This window comes from Sphingobacterium sp. Mn56C (genome assembly GCF_049319645.1).
In the GTDB taxonomy this organism is placed as follows: domain Bacteria; phylum Bacteroidota; class Bacteroidia; order Sphingobacteriales; family Sphingobacteriaceae; genus Sphingobacterium.
This window is the reverse complement of sequence record NZ_JBMOUC010000008.1, coordinates 173,282-192,455: the sequence shown is the minus strand read 5'-3', so window position 1 is coordinate 192,455 and position 19,174 is coordinate 173,282. Positions and strand designations below refer to the sequence as shown.

Genomic DNA, 19,174 nt, shown 5'->3' with positions numbered 1-19,174 from the left:
CGCCCGAGCCGATGGTATTGCCGTAACAGGTGGGAGAGTAGGTCGGTGCCTTTTTTTATACAAATCCCCTTCAGGAAGCTGGAGGGGATTTTTTGTTTTACAGCCTTTGCTGCTTATAGGCTTGGCGTATGGGCGCTAGGTCTCTAGGGCACTGGCGAATGGAAAACGGATACCGGAGACTTAATGCAGACAAAAAATGAATATGCTGCTTCCCCCATTTCTAAGCAGCTTTCTAATTTATGCTGGTACAATCCTAAGGTGCGACATATTTGGAATGCGGCTAATAAGGTTATTTTGTCGCCTTGCTCAACCCCAGTAAATCATTCCCATTTTACATGTTGTGTTTTAAATCATCCTTGTAAACTAGGATTTTACCTATAGCTGGCATACAGCCTATAAAATGATATATTATTTTCTAATAGAAGGTTAAAAAGGACGATATTCAAACTTTGATTAGCCTTATTTTGATGATGCTATGCTGTTGGAAACAGCCAGCAGTAAACGGGGAAGGTAAAATATTCCCCTATTCACTATATCGGTGACTGATTGTAGAAAATAATTTATAGTTACCATGCATTGTTATAAATTGGGGGCATTACAAACAATCAAAATCGTTCTTATCCATAAGCAAGTCTATTAAAGGTCTGTAGAGGACAAACCTGGACGCCGTATGCAAGTGTCTCGTATGCTTAGGCAATATAAAGTTCCAAACTTTAACGAAAGTAAATACAAGGTACTAATAGTTAAATACAGGCGTTATCGCTAGGCCTTCCTATTTATAGAACCTATAAATGCGCTTTGCATCTCTTTCTGTATATGTGCTTCTACTACCCAGCTTGAAATCGACGAATTCGCAGGGGCTACAACTGTCGGATCAAAAAAAGCTGAAGGTGCCTTTTTAGACAGCTTCAGCTTTTTTTTTCTAGGTATAGTAAGGGATCTTAGTGCATATTCGACATATCCACCTTATTTTTTCCTTGTTTAATCATTAATACAAAAGGTACACAGACTAAAAACATAACGCCTAAGTACAGGAAAACATCCATGTACGATAGTACAGCGGCTTGTTTCATAACCGAACCCTCTATAAGTTGCTGTGCTTTTGCCAGCGCCTCATTAGCGCTGAATCCTTTACTCATAAAATTCGCCTGAAGGCCATCTATTCTCGATTGCACTTCAAAATTACTCGGGTCAAGATGGCTAATTAAGTCCACCCGATGGTGCTGGCTATCGCGCGATATAAAGGTTGTAATCAAAGCAATACCAAAAGATCCGCCCAACTGTCTACTCATCCCCGTAAAGGATGCCCCTTCACCAATAGCCTTACCCGAAAGGGTAGACAACGACATGGTCATAACCGGAACAAACAGCAAGCCAAGTCCGACCCCTCGAATTATTAAAGGCCAAAACATATTTTCGCTACCCGTATCATTAGTCAATACACTATACATAAAAAAAGAGTATCCAAAGAAAATCGATAAACCTAAGGCCACCATATATTTTTGAGGTACGCCATTCTGAATCATTTTACCGATAAAGGGCATCATAAATCCCGTCATAATAGAGCTGGGTATAAGCAGCATACCCGCATCCGTTGCCGACCAGCCTAAAATAGACTGCGTATACAGTGGTATAATAAAGGTAGAACCAAACAAGCCAAATCCAAGGATAAAACTCATGACCGTACCGACCTGAAGATTTTTATCCTTCAATACGCGTAAGTTTACAATCGGGTTGGCGTAAGTCAGTTCTCGCCATATAAAGAAAAAGAGACCAAAGAACGATACAATCGATAACGTTAAAATAGTGCTATCCTCAAACCAATCATCTTGTTGCCCGTGTTCTAAAACAAACTGTAATGAACCAATAAACATAATCAAGAAGATCATGCCCCACCAATCCACCTCTCTTGCAGTCTGTTTACTGCCATATCTAGGGCTTTTTACAAGCGATAGAGTCAACAATACCGCCAGAATACCTAAGGGCACATTAATATAGAAGATATAAGGCCAGGAGTAGTTATCCACAATATATCCACCTAAAGGTGGTCCTAAAGTCGGCCCTACAATAACGCCCATACCATAAATAGCCTGCGCCATACTTCTTTTTTCCGGAGGGTATGTTTCGGTAAGAATCGTCTGCGCCGTAACCAATAAGGCACCACCACCCATACCCTGTAAAAAACGGAAAGCCACCAGCTCCCAGATATTAGTAGCATTACCACACATAAAAGAAGCCACCGTAAAAAGGATAATAGAGGCCGCGAAATAATTTCGGCGGCCGAACTGTTGAGACAACCAGCTGGTCATAGGGATAATGATAACATTTGCGATGGCATATGCTGTGATCACCCAAGCCACATCGGTTAGCGTAGCGCCCAACGTTCCTTTCATATCGTTTAATGCCACATTAACAATTGTAGTATCTACAATCTCCAGTAGTGCACAAAGGATACAAGTAAATGTTATTAAGACACGTTTGAAACCATGTTCGATTAAACTGTCTTGACTGGTTAATTCCGACATAATTATTTAATGAATACATCCACGTCCGCATTCATGCCCGGGCGTAACAATTGAATAATTTCCGCTTTATTATTTTTGGTAAATGTAATTTTCACCGGCAGTCGCTGTACAGTTTTCACGAAGTTTCCTGTAGCATTATCTGGAGGCAGCAGTGAGAATCGAGAACCTGTAGCAGGGGAGAACGATTCCACCTGTCCTTCGATAAGATCATTAGGAAAAGCATCAACTTTAATTTCCACTTTCTGTCCGGGGCGGATTTTGTTAAGCTGCGTCTCTTTAAAATTCGCTACCACCCAGGTATCCGTATTGTTGATAATATAAAACAAAGACTGTCCTGGGCTTACCATTTGGCCCTCTTGGATTTTAATATTCGATACCTGACCATCCACAGCAGCTGTTATTACCGTATACGAGAGATTAAGTTCCGCTGCCTTAAGGCTAGCTTTAGCTTTATCGATATTAGCTTTCGCTACAGCAGTTTGTTTGCTGGCCACATTCGTCTTGCTGATTATAGCCTGTTTTTGCGAGTTGCTGGCATTCCTTTGTGCATTTAATACATCCACCTGTTTATCAGCTTCAAGTTTAGCGGTATACGCCTGCTCGTATTGCTGTTTAGTAATCGAGTGGTTTTTGTACAAATTCTCATAACGCTGGAAATCGTTATTAGCTTGTTTAGCTTTAATTTCGGCAGCCTCGATAGAGCCCGTGTTCGAGTGGATGGTGGCATCAGAAATTGCCACATTAGCATTCGAAGCACTCACATCGGCCAGGGAAACATCAAACGAATTTTCGGCCGCTAAAAGCGCTGCTTTTGCCTCTTCCACATGAATCTCATAATCGTTAGGTTGAATGGTAAATAAAGTATCCCCCTTTTTAACCAGCTGATTATCCTTCACGTAAATTTTATCAATGTATCCACCCACACGTGGGATAATCGGGTTCAGGTTTCTTTCCACCTGGGCATCATCGGTGGTTTCATGCGCCTGCGCATGTAAATATTTATAGCCTCCAAAACTACCGCCTAAAAGTGCTACAGCGATTAATACGAATACAAATTTTTTGTTTGAAGGTTTTTTATTTTCTGTTGTATTTTCCATGGTAATGTGTTATTTAAGGTTAAGTTGACCATTCGCTAATAAAAGGTCATAGTATTTTTCAACAATTGTAGCATCCCCAATAGCGAGGTTTATTTTACTTTGAAGTTGTTGCACATCAGCCTCCAGTAAATCATCCGTATCGGCAACGCCGTTATCATATTTATCTTTAACGATTCTATAATTTTCCTTTGCCTGCACTAAAGCTTGTTGATACAACTTATATTTTTCCTGCGCTAAATTTACCTCTTCGCGCGCCTCATGAACCTGATTTTTGATGCTATTCTGCGTCTGTAATCTAGTTCTGTCGAGCTCCTCCATTTGTTGTTTCGCAACATTTATTTTTTTCTTGTTCTTATACAAAGCCCCAATATCATAGGTAATTCCCACGCCCGCATTTACAGCATTGGTAACCGTAACCAAATTATGCACCTGCAAAGACGCATATCCTGCTGTAGCTACGATAGTAGGGTAGTATGCTGCACGTACTTCCTTTAAGTGGTCTTCGGCAGCATCTTTTTGGGCATCCAAAGATTTAATTTCGTAGCGATCTTCAACAGCGCCAATAGCGGTAGTATTATCCAAATGCGCTAGAGTAATGGCTTCCAGTTGTGTGTCCTCCGGAAGTCCTAAAAATATCGCCAGCTGATAATTTAGCGTATTCACATTTTTCAAGGACTCCTGGTAAGCAACCTTATAGTTGGAAAGCTGCAATTCTGCCTTTAACAAGTCGTTTCGAGCGATCACACCATTTTGCTCCATGGCTTTAAAATCGGCCACCTGCTGTTCTGATTTTTTAATATTTTCGGCAATCAATTCCTTCGTCTGTTGCGCTTTATACAAGGCAATGTACATATGCATAGCCTGGTTAGCTAAGTTTTGCTTGGCGGCAATACTTTGAAACTCCGCTGCTGTCCAGCTATCTTTAGCCCCTTTTATACGGTTAGAAATTTTCCCTCCGGTATATAAAGGCATATTGGCCGACACCTGACCGATAAATAACTGATCCGGCGTGACTCCGAAACCACTGCCACCGGCGACCGGTATTTTTAAGTCTACATTCGGATGTGTTAACCCTAAATAAGAAGCAGATAACTTTGCTTCAGGAAGCCTGCTGTCTTTGGAAGACTCGTATTCCAATTGACGGGTTTTTACCTTAGCTTCCAAGACCTTTGCATCCGTAGAGTTTGAATAGGCGAGCTGCATAACCTCTTCCAAAGAAAGGTTTTTCTTTTCTTGTGCATAAGCGCCTATAGAAAGCAATAACATAATGGATGTTAAGGGCCAAAATTTATTTTTCATATGTTAAAATAGCTTTAAGCGTAAATTTTAAATGATTTATTAATTTATCATTGATGAATTCTTCGTACATTTTTTCTGTAGCTGCAGGATACAGCTCATTAAAAACAACTTTATTAATTTTGAAATTCATGAATGTTCCTATCATTGTAGCATGAATAAGAATAGGGTCGTAATACTTAAAAACGCCCTTTTCGCAGCCATAGCTTATCACCTCTTTAATAAGGTTGATATTATGAGATCGGAGTTCTTTAAATGCATCCGAGTTGATGATTCTCTTTTTTAAGTTGGCTTCTGAAGCGATAATTTGATAAACATGACTATTGTTGATTTTAGTTTGTACATAATGTTCAATCATTAACTCTAAGCGAAGGATAGGATCCTGCTCTTTATCGAAGATACTGGCGTCCATCATATAAGAAGATGCCGCTCGTTTTACAATAATCTCCATTAAGTTGTCTTTTGACCCGAAGTAATAGTTAATCATGGCAACATTAATGCCTGCTGCTTGTGCAATCTCGCGCACCGAAGTAGCTTCGTATCCATAGCTGCCAAAGAGATCTTGCGCTATTTTTAGGATTTCGATTTGTTTTGTATTCAGCTCCATATCGAATAAAGTGTGCGCAAATTTAAACACTCGTTTAATTTAAACAAGTGTTTAAATTATTTTTTTTCAAAAAACTTACTTTCAACAAACAAACTTGTTTTTACTAGCCGAGAAGGAATGCAGGGCATGTGTATGATCTAGCTCATCTATAATGTTTTAGCCTATGGTTTGCAATAAAAAAAAGCTGTTCAGGTCGTGAACAGCTTTTTTTTTACAATCTACCAAACATAATACGGCTTGGTTTTTCTTTACTAAAATAGATGCGATGTGTATTTGGAATAAAATCTTCCTTTTTAGCTTTAAAAATATCAATAAACTGATTCGGGTTTCTATCCAGCAAGGGAAACCATGTATGTTGTATTTGCACCATAAGTTTATGGCCTTTTTTAAACGTGTGTGCTACATCCGGCAGGTTCACCTGCACGGAGGTCACTTTGTTAGGTTCAAAAGGTTTTGGGGTATCCATACCCTCTCGAAAGCGCCCTCTAAGGACATCCCCGCGTACCAACATCTGATAACCTTGCATAACCACGCGGTCTGATACTGCAGAGGTTAACGTTGTTGTATCCGGGTAAACGTCAATAATTTTAACAATAAAATCAGCATCTGTACCCGTCATAGACACCTGCAAATCTGCTACTATCGGTCCGGCCAAGGTAAGATCCTCCTGTAGAACAGCCGTTTCGAAGACCATAACATCAGGTCTATTGGCAACAAAGCGTTGATCGGCAACCATATACTCCCGTGTACGATCTGTAATAACGCCCTCTTGGAACGGTACAGGCTTATTAGGGTCAGCGGTATATTCCACGAAATCCGTATCATCCGCATTGGGAGATCGATCCAACCTACCATGAGCATGCAAATACAGTTCGTCAGCATGTATTTCTTTAGGCGGCCATTGTTGAAACGTTCTCCATTTGTTTTCGCCCGAGAAAAATACAGTCGCTTCTGCCGGTTTAAAAGAGCCTTTACCTTTTAAATAATATTCAAAGAAAGGCAATTCCAGTTGCTGCTGATAATAAAGCGATGTTTTTTCACCAAAGCGTATATCACCCAAAAAATCACCATCCGAACGAGCCCAACCACCATGGTACCAAGGTCCGATTACTAAGGTATTCGTAGCTGTGGGGTTGCGTTTTTCAATTTGACGGTAGGTTTCAAAAGCACCATACGTATCCTCAGCATCAAAAGTTCCGCCCACAACCATAACGGCAGGTTTTACAGTATTCAGGTGATGGGTAATTAACCTGCTGTTCCAAAAAGTATCTAAAGTTTGGTGTTTCTGCAAGTCTTTCCAGAACTTAACTGTATGGCCAAGGTAATTTTGCTGCAGCTCCTCCAGGCTGGCCATATTCAGGAAGAAGCTATAGAAATCTTTAGTCGCCAGTTTAAACCCCGGATGGCCAGCCTCTGGTAAAATAGGACCAGAACGTTTGGCATCGAAAGTATACATAAAGCGGAAGGCATCCATTAAAAACAGCGCTCCGCCATGTCTAAAATCGTCTCCTCTAAACCAATCCGTAACAGGAGCCTGCGGCGATACCGCTTTTAAGGCCGGGTGAGAGCCCACCAATCCTGCAGTAGCGTAAAACCCAGGGTATGAAATACCATACATACCAACTTTGCCATTATTGTTTTTAATATTTTTAATTAACCAGTCAATGGTATCGTAAGTATCGGTACTTTCGTCGATTTTAAGTTTATTAGCCTTTGTTAAGGTAGGGCGTACATTTTCAAAATTCCCCTCACTCATCCATTGTCCGCGGACATCCTGATACACGAAGATATAACCTGCACGCGTCATTTCGGGGAAGGTACCGAGGCTTTTTTTGTACCTATCCTTTCCATATGGGCTCACTGTATAAGGCGTTCGGTTAAGTAGGATAGGGTATTTTTGCGATTCATCTTTCGGAATATAGATTGCGGTAAATAGTTTGGTGCCATCACGCATCGGAATCTGCGTTTCAATTTTGCGGTAATGCTGTTCCACAAAAGCCTCATTTATTTCCTGTGTATAGGCCGAAAAGTAGAAAAACAGTCCTGCAATAAAGGTTAGTAATAGTTTTTTTAGCATAAAAGGTAAATTTATGCTGCAATTTAAGGAATAAAATTCTTTTTAAATGATTTGTAGGTTCATTTTGAAAATAACAAACCTTAAAACGTCAGGATAGGGCAAAAAAAATGAGCTACCCATAGTTAGGCAGCTCATTTTTTGTATAAAGAATAATTTATTTAGCTAATTCTTCTGCGATAGCTTTACCAATTTCTGCAGGGGATTCAACCACACGGATACCACACTCGCGCATAATTTTCATTTTCGCTTCTGCAGTATCATCAGCACCACCAACGATTGCACCAGCATGTCCCATACGACGTCCCGGAGGCGCAGTCTGGCCAGCGATAAAACCTACAACAGGTTTAGTGCCATTTTCTTTAATCCACAACGCAGCTTCCGCTTCCATACCACCACCAATCTCACCGATCATGATGATACCTTCAGTTTCAGGGTCATTCATCAACAATTCAACGGCTTCTTTTGTTGTAGTACCAATGATAGGGTCACCACCGATACCTATTGCTGTAGTAATACCTAAGCCAGCTTTCACCGTTTGGTCTACAGCTTCGTAAGTTAACGTTCCAGATTTAGAAACTACACCTACTTTACCTTTTTTGAAGATGAAACCAGGCATAATACCAATTTTAGCTTCTTCAGCAGTGATAATACCTGGGCAGTTAGGGCCGATTAAACGAGAGTTTTTATCGCTCAAGTAAGATTTTACCTGGATCATGTCTTTGGTAGGGATACCTTCCGTGATACAAACAATCAGCGCAATACCCGCAGCAGCAGCTTCCATAATCGCATCCGCAGCAAATGCTGGTGGAACGAAAATAATGGAAACATTAGCACCTGTAGCATCCACAGCATCTTGAACCGTGTTGAATACCGGACGGTCTAAGTGGGATTGACCACCTTTACCTGGTGTTACACCACCAACAACCTGTGTACCATACTCGATCATTTGAGACGCATGATAAGTACCTTCCGTTCCCGTAAATCCCTGAACGATAACTTTTGAATCTTTATTTACTAATACACTCATTTGTTCTATTTTTTTGCAAAGCAAATCTACCATTTTGCAATGACTTCTAAAAATTAAGCCAAATAAAATGACGTTTTTTAATTAAAATTTCATTTTCCGTAACATGTCCCATAATACGATACCTATAGTCACCGAAACATTAAAAGAATGTTTTGTGCCAAATTGTGGTATTTCTATACAAGCATCGACAAGTTTCATAATTTCATCATCGACACCATGCACCTCATTACCAAATACTAAAGCGTATTTTTCGGTAACATCAGCCGTAAAATCCTGAAGAAAAGTACTGTTATCCGCTTGTTCTATCGCTAAGATTTTATATCCCTGCTTTTTTAAAGATAGAATAGCATCTACATTATTTTTATTATGTTCCCAAGCGACAGACTGGGTAGCGCCCAAGGCGGTTTTTTCAATCTCCCGGTGTGGCGGTGTCGCTGTTATTCCGCATAGTATAATTTTCTCTATTGCGAAGCCATCGGCTGTACGAAAGGCAGACCCTACATTATGCATGCTGCGTACATTATCTAATACGATGGTAATTGGTGTTTTCTCTTGCGTCTTAAAGGTCGCAATATCGGCCCTGTTTAATTGATCCATCGATAGTTTTTCCATAGCACAAAAGTAAAAAGTAAAAGTTAAAAAGAAAAAAGGTCCTATCTTTGCCGCATCGTACAGCGGAAAAAGCATTCCAATCCGAAGGTCGATGTATTGGCCTAAATACGGAATGTGGATAAAACTTTAAAATAGATTTTGATTATTAGATAATACTGATTATTTTTGCAATCCGAATTTAGTAAAAAAGAATAATAAAAAATATAGCTAAGAGAAATGGCAAATCATAAATCAGCGATTAAAAGAATTAGAGGAAACGCTGCGAAGCGTTTAAGAAACCGTTACCAAGCAAAAACTACGCGTAACGCAATTAAAAAATTACGTGGTACAACTACAGCTGAAGAAGCTAAAGCATTATTGCCTCGCGTTGTATCTATGCTTGACCGTTTGGCTAAGAAAAATGTTATCCACAAGAAAAAAGCGTCTAACAACAAGTCTAAATTGACTAAATTTGTTAATAAATTAGCATAATTTCTTTTCTGGATATAAAAGATATGAAAGCCGTTCTTTTGAGGACGGCTTTTTTAGTATGCATACTGCGGCCCTAAGGGGCTTTATTTTTTGGGTTGATGGGGCTTCGTTACCTGTTGTATAATGCTTTTTAGCTGCAGCGGTTTATCTTTGTAAGGCTCTAAATTGTAAATTTCAACCTTTTTAAAGTCTATAGGATGGCTTTCCGATTGCAAATAGATATAACCCTCGGTTAGAGGTTTACCATCCATTTTCTGCGCTTTATCGTAGTTTAATACATTTCCCCCTGCAATGCGAGGTTTGCTATACGCTAGCACGGTTTCACCTTCGAGGATATGTTGTATTAAGGAATCCCCCAAAACGACAAAATCTGCGGTTACCCATTGGTCGCCATGGTACGTTTTTGATGTCGAGCTTACACAGTGTGGCTTAAACACTTCGTCTCTATACAGCACCTCAGTGCCCGGGGTACACAAGTTGGATGTCGTACGGACGGACGCCGGATTGGAATCGCCCCCTAACAACTGTCCTTCAATGGATATGGGGAAATCCTGATCTTTTAATAAGGTCTGCGGAGCCTGCCCATGCAACATGGCTCCGGAGTTGCGCCATGCCCATCCTTCGCCTCCTGTAGTCTGTTCGCCGACAAAGCGGTACTCCAATCGTAGTATATAATAACTGAAGGGGCGTTTGTACGCCAGGTGGCCATACTGCTGGTTAAAATCGTCGTACTGGTCGTACCTGACCTTTAAAAGGCCATCTTCAACCCGGAAGGTATTTCCAAAATTCTCCCCAACCTCATGCAACCTGATTTTAGGAATCCAGTCTTTGATATCTTTTCCATTAAATAGCTGTATTGCTTTAGGAGGTTTAGGAGGTTTAGCCGTTTCAAGGGGTTTTCCTAAGTTTTGCGGGCTTTTTATAGCATAAGCCATACTTCCAGCTAGGATTAAGCTTAATGCGCTTAAAATAGTTATTTTACGTATTGACATAAGGCGCCGATTACAATAAGGTCTTCTGATATTTTACATAATCGCTGGGGCGTATGCCAACGATTTTAAAAAAAGTATTGCTAAAGGTTGGTAGACTATTATAGCCCACCTGTAGAGCCACCTCGTTTACGCTTAGTTTCTCATCGAGTAATAGTTTTAGGGCAGTTAGCATACGAAGAATGGTATAGTACTGTATAAACGACATATTCAATTCTTTTTGAAATAAGCGTGCAAGCGTTCTTTCGCTACTGTCAAAGCGCTGTGCTATACTTTTAAAGCTGTTGTTCTCCGAAATATTTTCCTCCAGATAACGCACGATACTTTTTAATTTATAATGCTGCGGATAGGGAAGCGCAAGCGGCAGCTCGGCTTGCGATAATTCCGGCAGGAGAAGCTTAAAAGCTTTGGCGATACTATATTTTACTTCGTCGCCAGGCATTACATTACCATTCCAACGGTTGGTAAACATAATTAGTTCCATGAGTAAATCGTTTACCGGATAAATATTAACGGTATCGAAAAATGTACTGTCGGTAGCAAACTTCGGAAAATATAAATTCCGCATTATAACATTCGACGAGCTGGGGTGTATGCTATGCGCCGTACCGGCAGGAATCCATATGTAATGGCGTGCAGGCAGGAAATACGATTTGTCTGCTGTTCTTAGAAATACTACGCCCCCCTCCGTATATAAAAATTGCCCCTTTTCATGTAAATGTTCTTCCACATAACTGTTGCCCATTAAGGCATGATGGCAATAAATACTATCCGGAAAGGCATCTACTTCAGTGCGGTAAAATTTGTTGACGTACGTATTTCGCATAATTGGATTTTAGATAAGCCATAAATTAACTATTTTTTAGTGGAACTACCAAAAGTTTCATGCCTATTAACTTAATGTTTTGAGACTTATAAATCGTTTAATTTTAAAAGTGTCGGAATGGATATTTTAATAAGTTTACGGCAAAAATGAATAAAATAGCTGTCTAAATATTCAGTATTATTGTAGAGAGTACATAAAAATTATAAGATCACTATAGATAAATAAAGCCTATATGAGTAACGATAGAATACGTTTAGCATCTCTTCGAGATAAAGTAATGACGGCGGAACAAGCTGCGGAATTAATTCAGGATGGTATGGTGGTAGGGGCTAGTGGATTTACCAAGGCTGGGGATAGTAAAGTAGTATTGCCAGCCTTTGCGGAGCGAGCAAAAAAAGAACAGTTAAAGATAACTTTAATGACCGGGGCATCGTTAGGGCATGATACGGATGGTAAGCTTGCAGAGGCTGGCGCATTATCGAAGCGCATGCCCTTCCAGGTTGACCGTACATTGCGCAATAAAATAAATGCAGGTGAGGTGCTGTTTATCGATCAGCATCTGAGTGAAAGTGCTGAATTACTGCACAACAAAAATCTGCCACCAGTAGATATTGCTGTGCTTGAAGTTGCCTACATTGATCGCGACGGGAGTATTGTTCCGACGACCTCCGTAGGAAACTCGGTAACTTTTGCAGCTTTAGCCAATCAAGTTATTTTAGAGATTAACACAACTGTTCCAGAGGAAGTGTACGGTATACATGATATCTATCAGGCCGAAAATTATCCACATAGAAATGTCATACCTATTGTTGCGCCATGGAATAAAATAGGACGTAAGACTATTCCATTAGATCCAAATAAGGTCGTTGGTATTGTGTTTACCGATATATCCGATAGCCCTGCTGATATTGCCGCACCAGATGTTAAAACCACAGCTATAGCCAAACATATTCTTGATTTTTTTGAGAATGAAGTAAAACTCGGACATCTTACCGATAGATTGCTGCCCATACAAGCTGGAATTGGTAAAGTGGCCAATGCGGTACTTTCCGGTTTTGAACATAGTAATTTTTATGACCTAACGATGTTTTCAGAGGTATTGCAAGATAGCACCTTCGACCTTATCGACGCCGGAAAGCTAAGTTTTGCGTCGGCCTCTTCGCTTACCGTGTCTAAGGATTGCTACGACAGAATCTTTAACAATTTACGTAACTACAGAGATAAATTTGTATTACGTCCGCAGAATATCTCCAATACACCCGGTCTGATACGGCGTTTAGGTATTATTGCTATAAATACCGCTATTGAGTTTGATATATATGGAAATGTAAATTCTACCCATATTTCAGGTACCAAAATTATGAACGGCATCGGTGGTTCGGGTGATTTTGCAAGAAACGCGTACCTGAGTATTTTTGTAACCCAAGCCATATCCAAGGGAAATGCAATTTCGCACGTTCTCCCTATGGTATCGCATGTCGATCATACGGAACATGATGTGGATATTTTGGTAACAGATATTGGGTTGGCTGATTTACGGGGGCTAGCACCACGTGAGCGCGCTCAAAAGATTATTGACAACTGTGTTCATCCCGATTACAAAAAATCGTTACAGTCGTATTTTGATAGAGCTTGTGAAAGAGGGGGGCATACGCCACACCTGTTAGAGGAAGCTTTTAGCTGGCATATCCGGCTGGCTGAAACGGGCAGCATGTTATAAGGTATAAGCCCGTAGACACCCCAGATAAGGGGCAGCTGCTTGTAAAAAAAACACCCGCTAATGTTTTCCGAAGAGGGGCCATTAGCGGGTATTCGTATTTGTATTAGAATGATTTATTATCTAGATTTTCCTGGTAAATAAATTTGGAAACCTACACTCACGCCTAAACCTGTAGCTTTCTCGCCAACAGAGATATTTGCTTTAGAATAGTTGTATCCAGCCATAACCTCCAAGGCTACAGTCTGCGTAATAAAGTGCGCATAACCACCGTTGATACCAGCAGCGAAAGAAACATCGCTTCCTGCAGAGCTTCCTGCAATACCAATATCACCTTGACCAAAGAAACGTCCTGTAGAGCTCGCACCTTCTGGGAAGTAGTAACGCACGAAAGGTGCAATACCATAGTTCCACACGTTATCATTTCCTTTTACTGCGGTAAGACCTAAAGATCCTTGTGCACCGATAGCAATACCATCAGAAACAAAATATCCGGCACGTGGGTTTACACCAATATTAAAAGCTTTACCTTCAAAAGTGTAACCAATATTACCGATAGAACCTCCTACCATCCAGTTACCCGTTTTGATAGGCGTCAGCCCAACGTTGGCCGAGTGCTGTGGCACGGTCGATATTTGTGCATTTGCTGTTGCCATTAATGCTAATGCAAAACCTGTAGATAGTAATAACTTTTTCATAATATATATTTAATGTAGTACAATATGTTTTAATGAATAACAATATGTGCTGCAAAAGGTTTGAAATAAGTTAAACTTTTATAAAAAAAACGACTGCAATAATTTAAATTGATTTAGTTTAGGTATTTTAAGTGTAGATTAATTAATATAAGGTGAAGTAAGTTTTCTTTTTTGAATGTAAAAATCAAGGGCCTTTTGAGCCTGCAATGGATGGTCTGTGCTTAAGATATCTGCACCACGCTCGATAAACTCTGCATACCGTTGGTAACCATATTTTTCGGCTTGATTATCTAAGTTTCCTAACGTACCGAGTATAATTTTGATTCCATGTTGATGTAAGCTTTCTACTAAATCAGGTGTCGGTACTGCTGTCCCTACAAAGGCCAGCATTTTAGTGTCGGGGATATCCATTGCGATAAGCCTTAACATGTCTTTTTTATTTTTTATGCTAACCGACAGCATTAAATCTGGATTAACAGTATGCAAGGCTTTGGCCTGCTGGGCCGAGTAGGTAATAACAACGGTATACGGCTGTGCATTTAAGCGTATTATAAGGTCGGATAGCATTTTATAAGGCACATCGGGTTTTACATCCAGGGTATAAATCACCTTCCCATTTCCCCATGTTAAGGCTTCCTCCAGGCTGGGGATAGTATAGTTTGTTAACCGCCCCTGTGCATCTTTAAGTTTTAACGCTTTAAGTTGCTGCCAGGTTTTATGGCTAATTTTTCCACGACCATTTGTGGTACGTTCTAATGTTTCGTCGTGCATAAGCAGCATAACCGAGTCTTTAGACAGGCGTACATCACATTCGATGATTACAGGCATTTTAGCGGCAAAGTAAGCAAAAGATTCGATGGCGTTTTCGGGATATTTTTCCATACCACCACCACGATGAACACTAACCAAAGGGTAGCTTTGCTCGTTATAGGTTAAAAAGCGCTGTAGGTCATCGACAGTTTTTAAATTAAAAACAGAGCTGTTAAATAGCACATTCGACGTTGTCGATGCCGTAGTATTACTATTTCCCGTACCAGACCTTTCAACACAACCCGTAAAGAGGAGTAAAAGGCTGAGCAGCAAAGTCGTATACCAATGAGTTTTATGCATCTCAGCGTGTTGTGCTTTGATACTGCTGAATTAAGGCAATTATTTCCTCCAGCGGCGTATGTATTTGTTCAAATTTAAGCTGCGCCTGCTCGTAAAAAGGAGCTCTCTCCTCCAGTTTATTCTCTATAAAAGTCAGCAATTCGTCTTCTGAGAAACCTTTTAGCAGCGGTCTTTTATTGACATCAGACTTACTCAGGCGAGCCCATAGCGACTTAGGTGTATGGTACAGGTATAGCGCCAAACCATGCTGCGTGATCCATTCCATGTTATCGTAATAACAAGGGGTACCACCACCGGTAGAAATAATAGCCTCCCGTTGTTCTTGTTTTTGTAGAAATTCACGTTCAAGCAACCGGAATTTCTCCTCTCCAAATTTTTCGAAATATTCGGGTATAGACATACCCATCGATGCTACAATTTCATGATCCAAGTCTACAAAGGGGATATCTAGTTTTGCGGCAAGCTTCTTGCCCCAGGTTGTTTTTCCAGAGCCCATAAAGCCCACTAAAAAAATAGGTTTATCCATTTTTGCCTTTGAAATATTTATTAACCAGTTCTTCTTTCGTTGGGAAAGTATTTTTAGACCATTTTTTTATGACCACACCATTCTGTAATAACATAACCCCAGGATTAGAGCGTACCATACTTTTTAAGGGGATGGCGTCTGCATAGAAAGTTTCTAATACAAGATCCAGTTGGTCGTTCAGGTAATTTACATCATCAGAGGAACTAGCTGTAAGCAGTATTGCGCGTAAAGGAAATTCTTTAGATAACTCCTGAATAGTCTGGTTGATACGATCTAAGGCTAGAAAATCTGTAGGCGATAGTTTCGTTACATCGACGCTGGTAACGACAAAATTATAATACGGATTTCCGATAATATCCTTGGTATAATCGTTGCCTTCAGCATCCGAAATAATAAGATCAGAAATAGGCACTTGATACCCCTTTTTAATTAATTTCGTTGTTGGCTCGCCGACAATCTCCCAATTTTCATCTTCCCAAATTTTTTGACTCATGTACTCCTTATCGTTCATTGTCTTAGACTCGCCCGTAGTTTTATTTTTTAAGGTGTACACATGCTCGTACTCGTCAGGAGAAGCCCCTTCAGGGATTTCCATTAAGCTCGGCAGATTATTGCCAACCTTATAAGGCAAAAAATCTATGATGGGCAAAAAATAAATGGTGTAAATTCCAATACCAAAGGAAGCCAATACAATAAAGAAGGTAACCAAATTACTGGTAAAAGAGCTTTTTATAATCGGGGTAATGCGCTCTTTCTTAATAAATATGACCAGAATTAAGGCCAATAATATCAAATCCTTACCAAAGGACTGCCAGGATGTTAAAGGAATAGCATCCCCAAAACAACCGCAAGAGGAAACAACCTCAAAAAATGCAGCATAAAAGGTTAAAAAAGTAAAGAATATAATCAGCAGTAATAAGCCCCAGGCCACTTTTCGGCCTGCAATGCCTAAAAGTAATAAGGCACCTAATATAATTTCGAAACCACAAATTACTACCGCTATCCAGGTACTATAATCGTTTAAAAAATCGGTATGGAAAACATGGAAAAATTCTTGTAGTTTATAACCGAAGCCTGTAGGATCGTTTGCCTTGATAAAACCAGAGAAAATAAATAGGAGGCCTACGAAAATACGGCAAATCCAAAGTAAAACATCGGTTTTGCCATTCTGGCTTTTTATTGGTGCGTAATAAGATGTATTCGACATAATAATGTACCTTTTGTTTAGTTGTTAGCAGGGAAGCCCATTTTTATTAACGCAAAAACAGCGTAGTTTAGCATATCTTGGTAATTTGCAGCTAAGCCTTCAGAAACGAGTGTTTTCCCTTGATTATCTTCAATTTGTTTTACACGGTGCAATTTCATTAATATAAGATCTGTCATCGAAGAGATTCGCATGTCACGCCAAGCCTCCCCATAATCGTGGTTTTTAGCAAACATTAAATCGCGTGTTTCATTTACCTTTTCGGTATACGAGTTCTCAGTTTGTCTAGGGTCTAGGTTTTCTTCCCCATCTTCACCTAACTCCAGCTGTATTAAAGCGATAACACAATAATTTATGATGCCTACAAATTCGTCTACAATGTCTTCACCAACCTTAGAAACCTTCTTAACTTCTAAGGTACGGATACGTTTTGCCTTAATAAAGATTTGGTCTGTTATAGAAGTAAGCCGCATAATACGCCAAGCGGTACCATAATCTTTTGTTTTTTTTATAAACAAATCCTTACAAAAATCAATTACAGCATTGTACTCGCCCGTAGTATTCATATATTTTTATCCCTTTAAATTCAGTCTTGTCTTACAAAGATAGGGTAAAACCCTATTCCTTGGTAGTCACAAAACTGTTTGATTTTACCTTTTCCCAAAAAAAATCTTCACATTTCCCTTAATTTTGAACGATGGAAATACGATTATTCGATACCATAGAATACTTAGCTTCCGGTTCAGTGCAGCAGCAGCATGCCTATACGATATTACTGAAGCGGGATATTATGCGTCTTTTAGCGCCTTATAACCCGATCTTAGCAGGCACTTTTCCACTGGATATTACGGTCGACGATTCAGACTTGGATATCCTCTGTGAGGTTTACGATTTGCAGGAGTTTGCGACCTGGGCTACGCATAATTTCGGTATGGAAGAGGGTTTCTCTGTTTGCAGCCTGCCAAACCAGGAGCCTGCCGCGGTAGTTGTCGTATTTTTTCTGGATGGTATACAATTGGAACTTTTTGCACAGGGGAGGCCGACAAAAGAACAGCATGCTTACCGGCATATGTGTATTGAATATAAATTATTGCAGCTTCTAGGGGCAGATTTCCGTAAAAAAATAATAGCTTTAAAAGCGGCAGGTATAAAAACAGAACCTGCTTTTGCACAGTTACTACAAATTGATGGCGACCCTTATATGGGGCTGTTGGACTATAAAATTGAAATATGAAAATTAGTAAACCTGAAATACGTACGGTAAATATCACGCGATATATACAGCCATTTCGTGAAGGAGGGTCTTTACCGGGGCTGGTGGATGCCGATGATGGATTTAGTTATGTGATAAAATTCCGCGGTGCCGGACAGGGAAAAAAGGCACTCGTTGCCGAGCTTATAGGTGGTGAGTTGGCCCGTTTTCTTGGATTAAGGATGCCGGAAATGGTGTTTGCCAATTTAAGTGTAGATTTTGGAAGAATGGAACCCGATGAGGAAATTCAGGATTTACTGCGTTTTTCTGAAGGTACAAACTTGGGGGTACATTTCTTGAATGGCGCGATAACCTTTGATGCCAATGTCGATGTTATACAAGCCGAAGAAGCATCTAAAATTGTATGGCTCGATGCTTTGTTGATGAATGTAGATCGTACTGCACGTAATACCAATATGTTGATTTGGCATAAAGAGCTGTGGTTAATAGATCATGGTGCATCTTTATATTTCCATCACTCTTGGGATAACTGGCAAGAACAGATGCATAAGCCATTTGTACAGATAAAAGACCATGTATTGTTGAAAAAAGCTACACAGGTAAGGGAAATTGATCGCTCTTATAAAGGCCTGTTTACACGCGAGCATATAGCAGCAATTCTGGATGTCGTGCCAGACGAGTGGTTGGTAGAAGAAGGGAGAACATTGACAGCTGCGGAGGTGCGTGCCGTTTATGTGAATTTCTTAGTGGGTAGATTGGCAGAATCGGAGGTATTTTTAAAACAGATAGAACATGAGCGAGAGAACAGTATATGAGTATGCCGTAGTCAGGGTCGTTCCGCGTGTAGAGAGGGAGGAGTTTGTGAATGTGGGTGTGGCCTTATATTGCCGAAGACAGCGCTACGCACAGGTGCTCTTGCATATTGATGAGGCTAAACTTAAAGCTCTGGATGCCAATATCGATGTAGAACTGATTAAAAATCACTTAACCTCTTTTCGTCGCATTTGTGCCGGCGAGAGCGATGCCGGCAGGATAGCCCAGTTAGAGCAACCGGAACGTTTCAGATGGTTAACGGCCAAGCGGAGTACCCTGATTCAATGCTCGGTAACACATCCTGGGATGTGCATATCTGCTGCAGAAACCCATCAGGAATTGTTTGAAAAGTTAGTGCTATAATAA

General features: G+C 40.2%; 19 protein-coding genes. 5 read left to right on the top strand and 14 right to left on the bottom strand.

Features of this window, described 5'->3' with window-relative positions:
• Positions 1-941 precede the first annotated feature (941 nt).
• The 7 genes from ACL9RF_RS16635 to ACL9RF_RS16605 form a co-directional block, all read right to left on the bottom strand.
• On the bottom strand, positions 942-2,525 hold the full coding sequence (locus tag ACL9RF_RS16635) for a DHA2 family efflux MFS transporter permease subunit (protein ID WP_422801768.1): 1,584 nt from the start codon (positions 2,523-2,525) through the stop codon (positions 942-944).
• 2 nt (positions 2,526-2,527) lie between these two features.
• Positions 2,528-3,622: an HlyD family secretion protein gene (locus ACL9RF_RS16630; RefSeq protein ID WP_422801767.1), complete on the bottom strand. Its 1,095-nt coding sequence runs from the start codon at positions 3,620-3,622 to the stop codon at positions 2,528-2,530.
• Positions 3,623-3,631: 9 nt separating this feature from the next.
• On the bottom strand, positions 3,632-4,921 hold the full coding sequence (locus ACL9RF_RS16625) for a TolC family protein (RefSeq protein ID WP_422801766.1): 1,290 nt from the start codon (positions 4,919-4,921) through the stop codon (positions 3,632-3,634).
• Positions 4,911-5,555, bottom strand: a complete 645-nt coding sequence (locus tag ACL9RF_RS16620; protein WP_422801765.1) for a TetR/AcrR family transcriptional regulator — start codon at positions 5,553-5,555, stop codon at positions 4,911-4,913. Before ACL9RF_RS16620 ends, ACL9RF_RS16625 begins: the two co-directional genes overlap by 11 nt.
• Before the next feature lie 181 nt (positions 5,556-5,736).
• Positions 5,737-7,602: a CocE/NonD family hydrolase gene (locus ACL9RF_RS16615; RefSeq protein ID WP_422801764.1), complete on the bottom strand. Its 1,866-nt coding sequence runs from the start codon at positions 7,600-7,602 to the stop codon at positions 5,737-5,739.
• A gap of 154 nt (positions 7,603-7,756) precedes the next feature.
• The gene (gene sucD, locus ACL9RF_RS16610; protein ID WP_422801763.1) at positions 7,757-8,629 is read right to left on the bottom strand and encodes a succinate--CoA ligase subunit alpha; all 873 of its coding nucleotides are present in this window, start codon (positions 8,627-8,629) and stop codon (positions 7,757-7,759) included.
• An 81-nt stretch (positions 8,630-8,710) separates the two neighbouring features.
• Positions 8,711-9,241 (bottom strand): RNA methyltransferase, encoded by a 531-nt coding sequence (locus ACL9RF_RS16605; RefSeq protein WP_422801762.1) that lies wholly within the window; start codon positions 9,239-9,241, stop codon positions 8,711-8,713.
• A gap of 216 nt (positions 9,242-9,457) precedes the next feature.
• Between ACL9RF_RS16605 and rpsT the strand changes: the two genes are divergently transcribed.
• A complete protein-coding gene (gene rpsT, locus ACL9RF_RS16600) occupies positions 9,458-9,712 on the top strand; it encodes a 30S ribosomal protein S20 (protein WP_422801761.1) in 255 nt (84 codons plus the stop codon).
• Between the two features lie 83 nt (positions 9,713-9,795).
• Here rpsT and ACL9RF_RS16595 read toward each other — a convergent pair whose 3' ends face one another.
• A complete protein-coding gene (locus tag ACL9RF_RS16595; protein ID WP_422801760.1) occupies positions 9,796-10,704 on the bottom strand; it encodes a 3-keto-disaccharide hydrolase in 909 nt (302 codons plus the stop codon).
• Positions 10,705-10,714: 10 nt separating this feature from the next.
• Positions 10,715-11,527 (bottom strand): helix-turn-helix domain-containing protein, encoded by an 813-nt coding sequence (locus ACL9RF_RS16590; RefSeq protein WP_422801759.1) that lies wholly within the window; start codon positions 11,525-11,527, stop codon positions 10,715-10,717.
• A gap of 232 nt (positions 11,528-11,759) precedes the next feature.
• Here ACL9RF_RS16590 and ACL9RF_RS16585 point away from each other — a divergent pair, with 232 nt between their 5' ends.
• A complete protein-coding gene (locus ACL9RF_RS16585) occupies positions 11,760-13,247 on the top strand; it encodes a succinate CoA transferase (protein WP_422801758.1) in 1,488 nt (495 codons plus the stop codon).
• A 116-nt stretch (positions 13,248-13,363) separates the two neighbouring features.
• Here the strand turns inward: ACL9RF_RS16585 and ACL9RF_RS16580 are convergent, their stop codons facing one another.
• The 5 genes from ACL9RF_RS16580 to ACL9RF_RS16560 all read right to left on the bottom strand — a co-directional run bounded on the left by ACL9RF_RS16580 (position 13,364) and on the right by ACL9RF_RS16560 (position 17,348).
• Positions 13,364-13,942 carry a hypothetical protein gene (locus tag ACL9RF_RS16580; RefSeq protein ID WP_422801757.1) on the bottom strand — a complete coding sequence of 193 codons (579 nt, stop codon included), beginning with the start codon at positions 13,940-13,942 and terminating at the stop codon, positions 13,364-13,366.
• 138 nt (positions 13,943-14,080) lie between these two features.
• Positions 14,081-15,052, bottom strand: coding sequence for a glycerophosphodiester phosphodiesterase family protein (locus ACL9RF_RS16575; protein ID WP_422801756.1), 972 nt, complete (start codon positions 15,050-15,052; stop codon positions 14,081-14,083).
• Between the two features lies 1 nt (position 15,053).
• The gene (locus ACL9RF_RS16570; RefSeq protein ID WP_422801755.1) at positions 15,054-15,578 is read right to left on the bottom strand and encodes a shikimate kinase; all 525 of its coding nucleotides are present in this window, start codon (positions 15,576-15,578) and stop codon (positions 15,054-15,056) included.
• Positions 15,571-16,785: a BT_3928 family protein gene (locus ACL9RF_RS16565; RefSeq protein WP_422801754.1), complete on the bottom strand. Its 1,215-nt coding sequence runs from the start codon at positions 16,783-16,785 to the stop codon at positions 15,571-15,573. The genes ACL9RF_RS16570 and ACL9RF_RS16565 overlap by 8 nt, the downstream gene beginning before the upstream one ends.
• 17 nt (positions 16,786-16,802) lie before the next feature.
• The gene (locus ACL9RF_RS16560) at positions 16,803-17,348 is read right to left on the bottom strand and encodes a DUF1599 domain-containing protein (protein ID WP_422801753.1); all 546 of its coding nucleotides are present in this window, start codon (positions 17,346-17,348) and stop codon (positions 16,803-16,805) included.
• A 131-nt stretch (positions 17,349-17,479) separates the two neighbouring features.
• Here ACL9RF_RS16560 and ACL9RF_RS16555 point away from each other — a divergent pair, with 131 nt between their 5' ends.
• Genes ACL9RF_RS16555 through ACL9RF_RS16545 form a run of 3 tightly spaced genes read left to right on the top strand, consistent with a single transcriptional unit; the run spans position 17,480 to position 19,171 of the window.
• A complete protein-coding gene (locus ACL9RF_RS16555; protein ID WP_422801752.1) occupies positions 17,480-18,016 on the top strand; it encodes a DUF4269 domain-containing protein in 537 nt (178 codons plus the stop codon).
• On the top strand, positions 18,013-18,810 hold the full coding sequence (locus ACL9RF_RS16550) for a HipA family kinase (RefSeq protein WP_422801751.1): 798 nt from the start codon (positions 18,013-18,015) through the stop codon (positions 18,808-18,810). The genes ACL9RF_RS16555 and ACL9RF_RS16550 overlap by 4 nt, the downstream gene beginning before the upstream one ends.
• Positions 18,788-19,171 carry a DUF3037 domain-containing protein gene (locus ACL9RF_RS16545; protein ID WP_422801750.1) on the top strand — a complete coding sequence of 128 codons (384 nt, stop codon included), beginning with the start codon at positions 18,788-18,790 and terminating at the stop codon, positions 19,169-19,171. Before ACL9RF_RS16550 ends, ACL9RF_RS16545 begins: the two co-directional genes overlap by 23 nt.
• Positions 19,172-19,174: the final 3 nt, after the last annotated feature.

Bases quoted from the DNA above. Each gene is read 5' to 3' on its own strand.
- ACL9RF_RS16635 (WP_422801768.1), bottom strand. From the start codon at position 2,525: ATGTCGGAATTAACCAGTCAAGACAGTTTAATCGAACATGGTTTCAAA.
- ACL9RF_RS16630 (WP_422801767.1), bottom strand. From the start codon at position 3,622: ATGGAAAATACAACAGAAAATAAAAAACCTTCAAACAAAAAATTTGTA.
- ACL9RF_RS16625 (WP_422801766.1), bottom strand. From the start codon at position 4,921: ATGAAAAATAAATTTTGGCCCTTAACATCCATTATGTTATTGCTTTCT.
- ACL9RF_RS16615 (WP_422801764.1), bottom strand. From the start codon at position 7,602: ATGCTAAAAAAACTATTACTAACCTTTATTGCAGGACTGTTTTTCTAC.
- sucD (WP_422801763.1), bottom strand. From the start codon at position 8,629: ATGAGTGTATTAGTAAATAAAGATTCAAAAGTTATCGTTCAGGGATTT.
- ACL9RF_RS16605 (WP_422801762.1), bottom strand. From the start codon at position 9,241: ATGGAAAAACTATCGATGGATCAATTAAACAGGGCCGATATTGCGACC.
- rpsT (WP_422801761.1), top strand. From the start codon at position 9,458: ATGGCAAATCATAAATCAGCGATTAAAAGAATTAGAGGAAACGCTGCG.
- ACL9RF_RS16595 (WP_422801760.1), bottom strand. From the start codon at position 10,704: ATGTCAATACGTAAAATAACTATTTTAAGCGCATTAAGCTTAATCCTA.
- ACL9RF_RS16590 (WP_422801759.1), bottom strand. From the start codon at position 11,527: ATGCGAAATACGTACGTCAACAAATTTTACCGCACTGAAGTAGATGCC.
- ACL9RF_RS16585 (WP_422801758.1), top strand. From the start codon at position 11,760: ATGAGTAACGATAGAATACGTTTAGCATCTCTTCGAGATAAAGTAATG.
- ACL9RF_RS16580 (WP_422801757.1), bottom strand. From the start codon at position 13,942: ATGAAAAAGTTATTACTATCTACAGGTTTTGCATTAGCATTAATGGCA.
- ACL9RF_RS16575 (WP_422801756.1), bottom strand. From the start codon at position 15,052: ATGCATAAAACTCATTGGTATACGACTTTGCTGCTCAGCCTTTTACTC.
- ACL9RF_RS16570 (WP_422801755.1), bottom strand. From the start codon at position 15,578: ATGGATAAACCTATTTTTTTAGTGGGCTTTATGGGCTCTGGAAAAACA.
- ACL9RF_RS16565 (WP_422801754.1), bottom strand. From the start codon at position 16,785: ATGTCGAATACATCTTATTACGCACCAATAAAAAGCCAGAATGGCAAA.
- ACL9RF_RS16560 (WP_422801753.1), bottom strand. From the start codon at position 17,348: ATGAATACTACGGGCGAGTACAATGCTGTAATTGATTTTTGTAAGGAT.
- ACL9RF_RS16555 (WP_422801752.1), top strand. From the start codon at position 17,480: ATGGAAATACGATTATTCGATACCATAGAATACTTAGCTTCCGGTTCA.
- ACL9RF_RS16550 (WP_422801751.1), top strand. From the start codon at position 18,013: ATGAAAATTAGTAAACCTGAAATACGTACGGTAAATATCACGCGATAT.
- ACL9RF_RS16545 (WP_422801750.1), top strand. From the start codon at position 18,788: ATGAGCGAGAGAACAGTATATGAGTATGCCGTAGTCAGGGTCGTTCCG.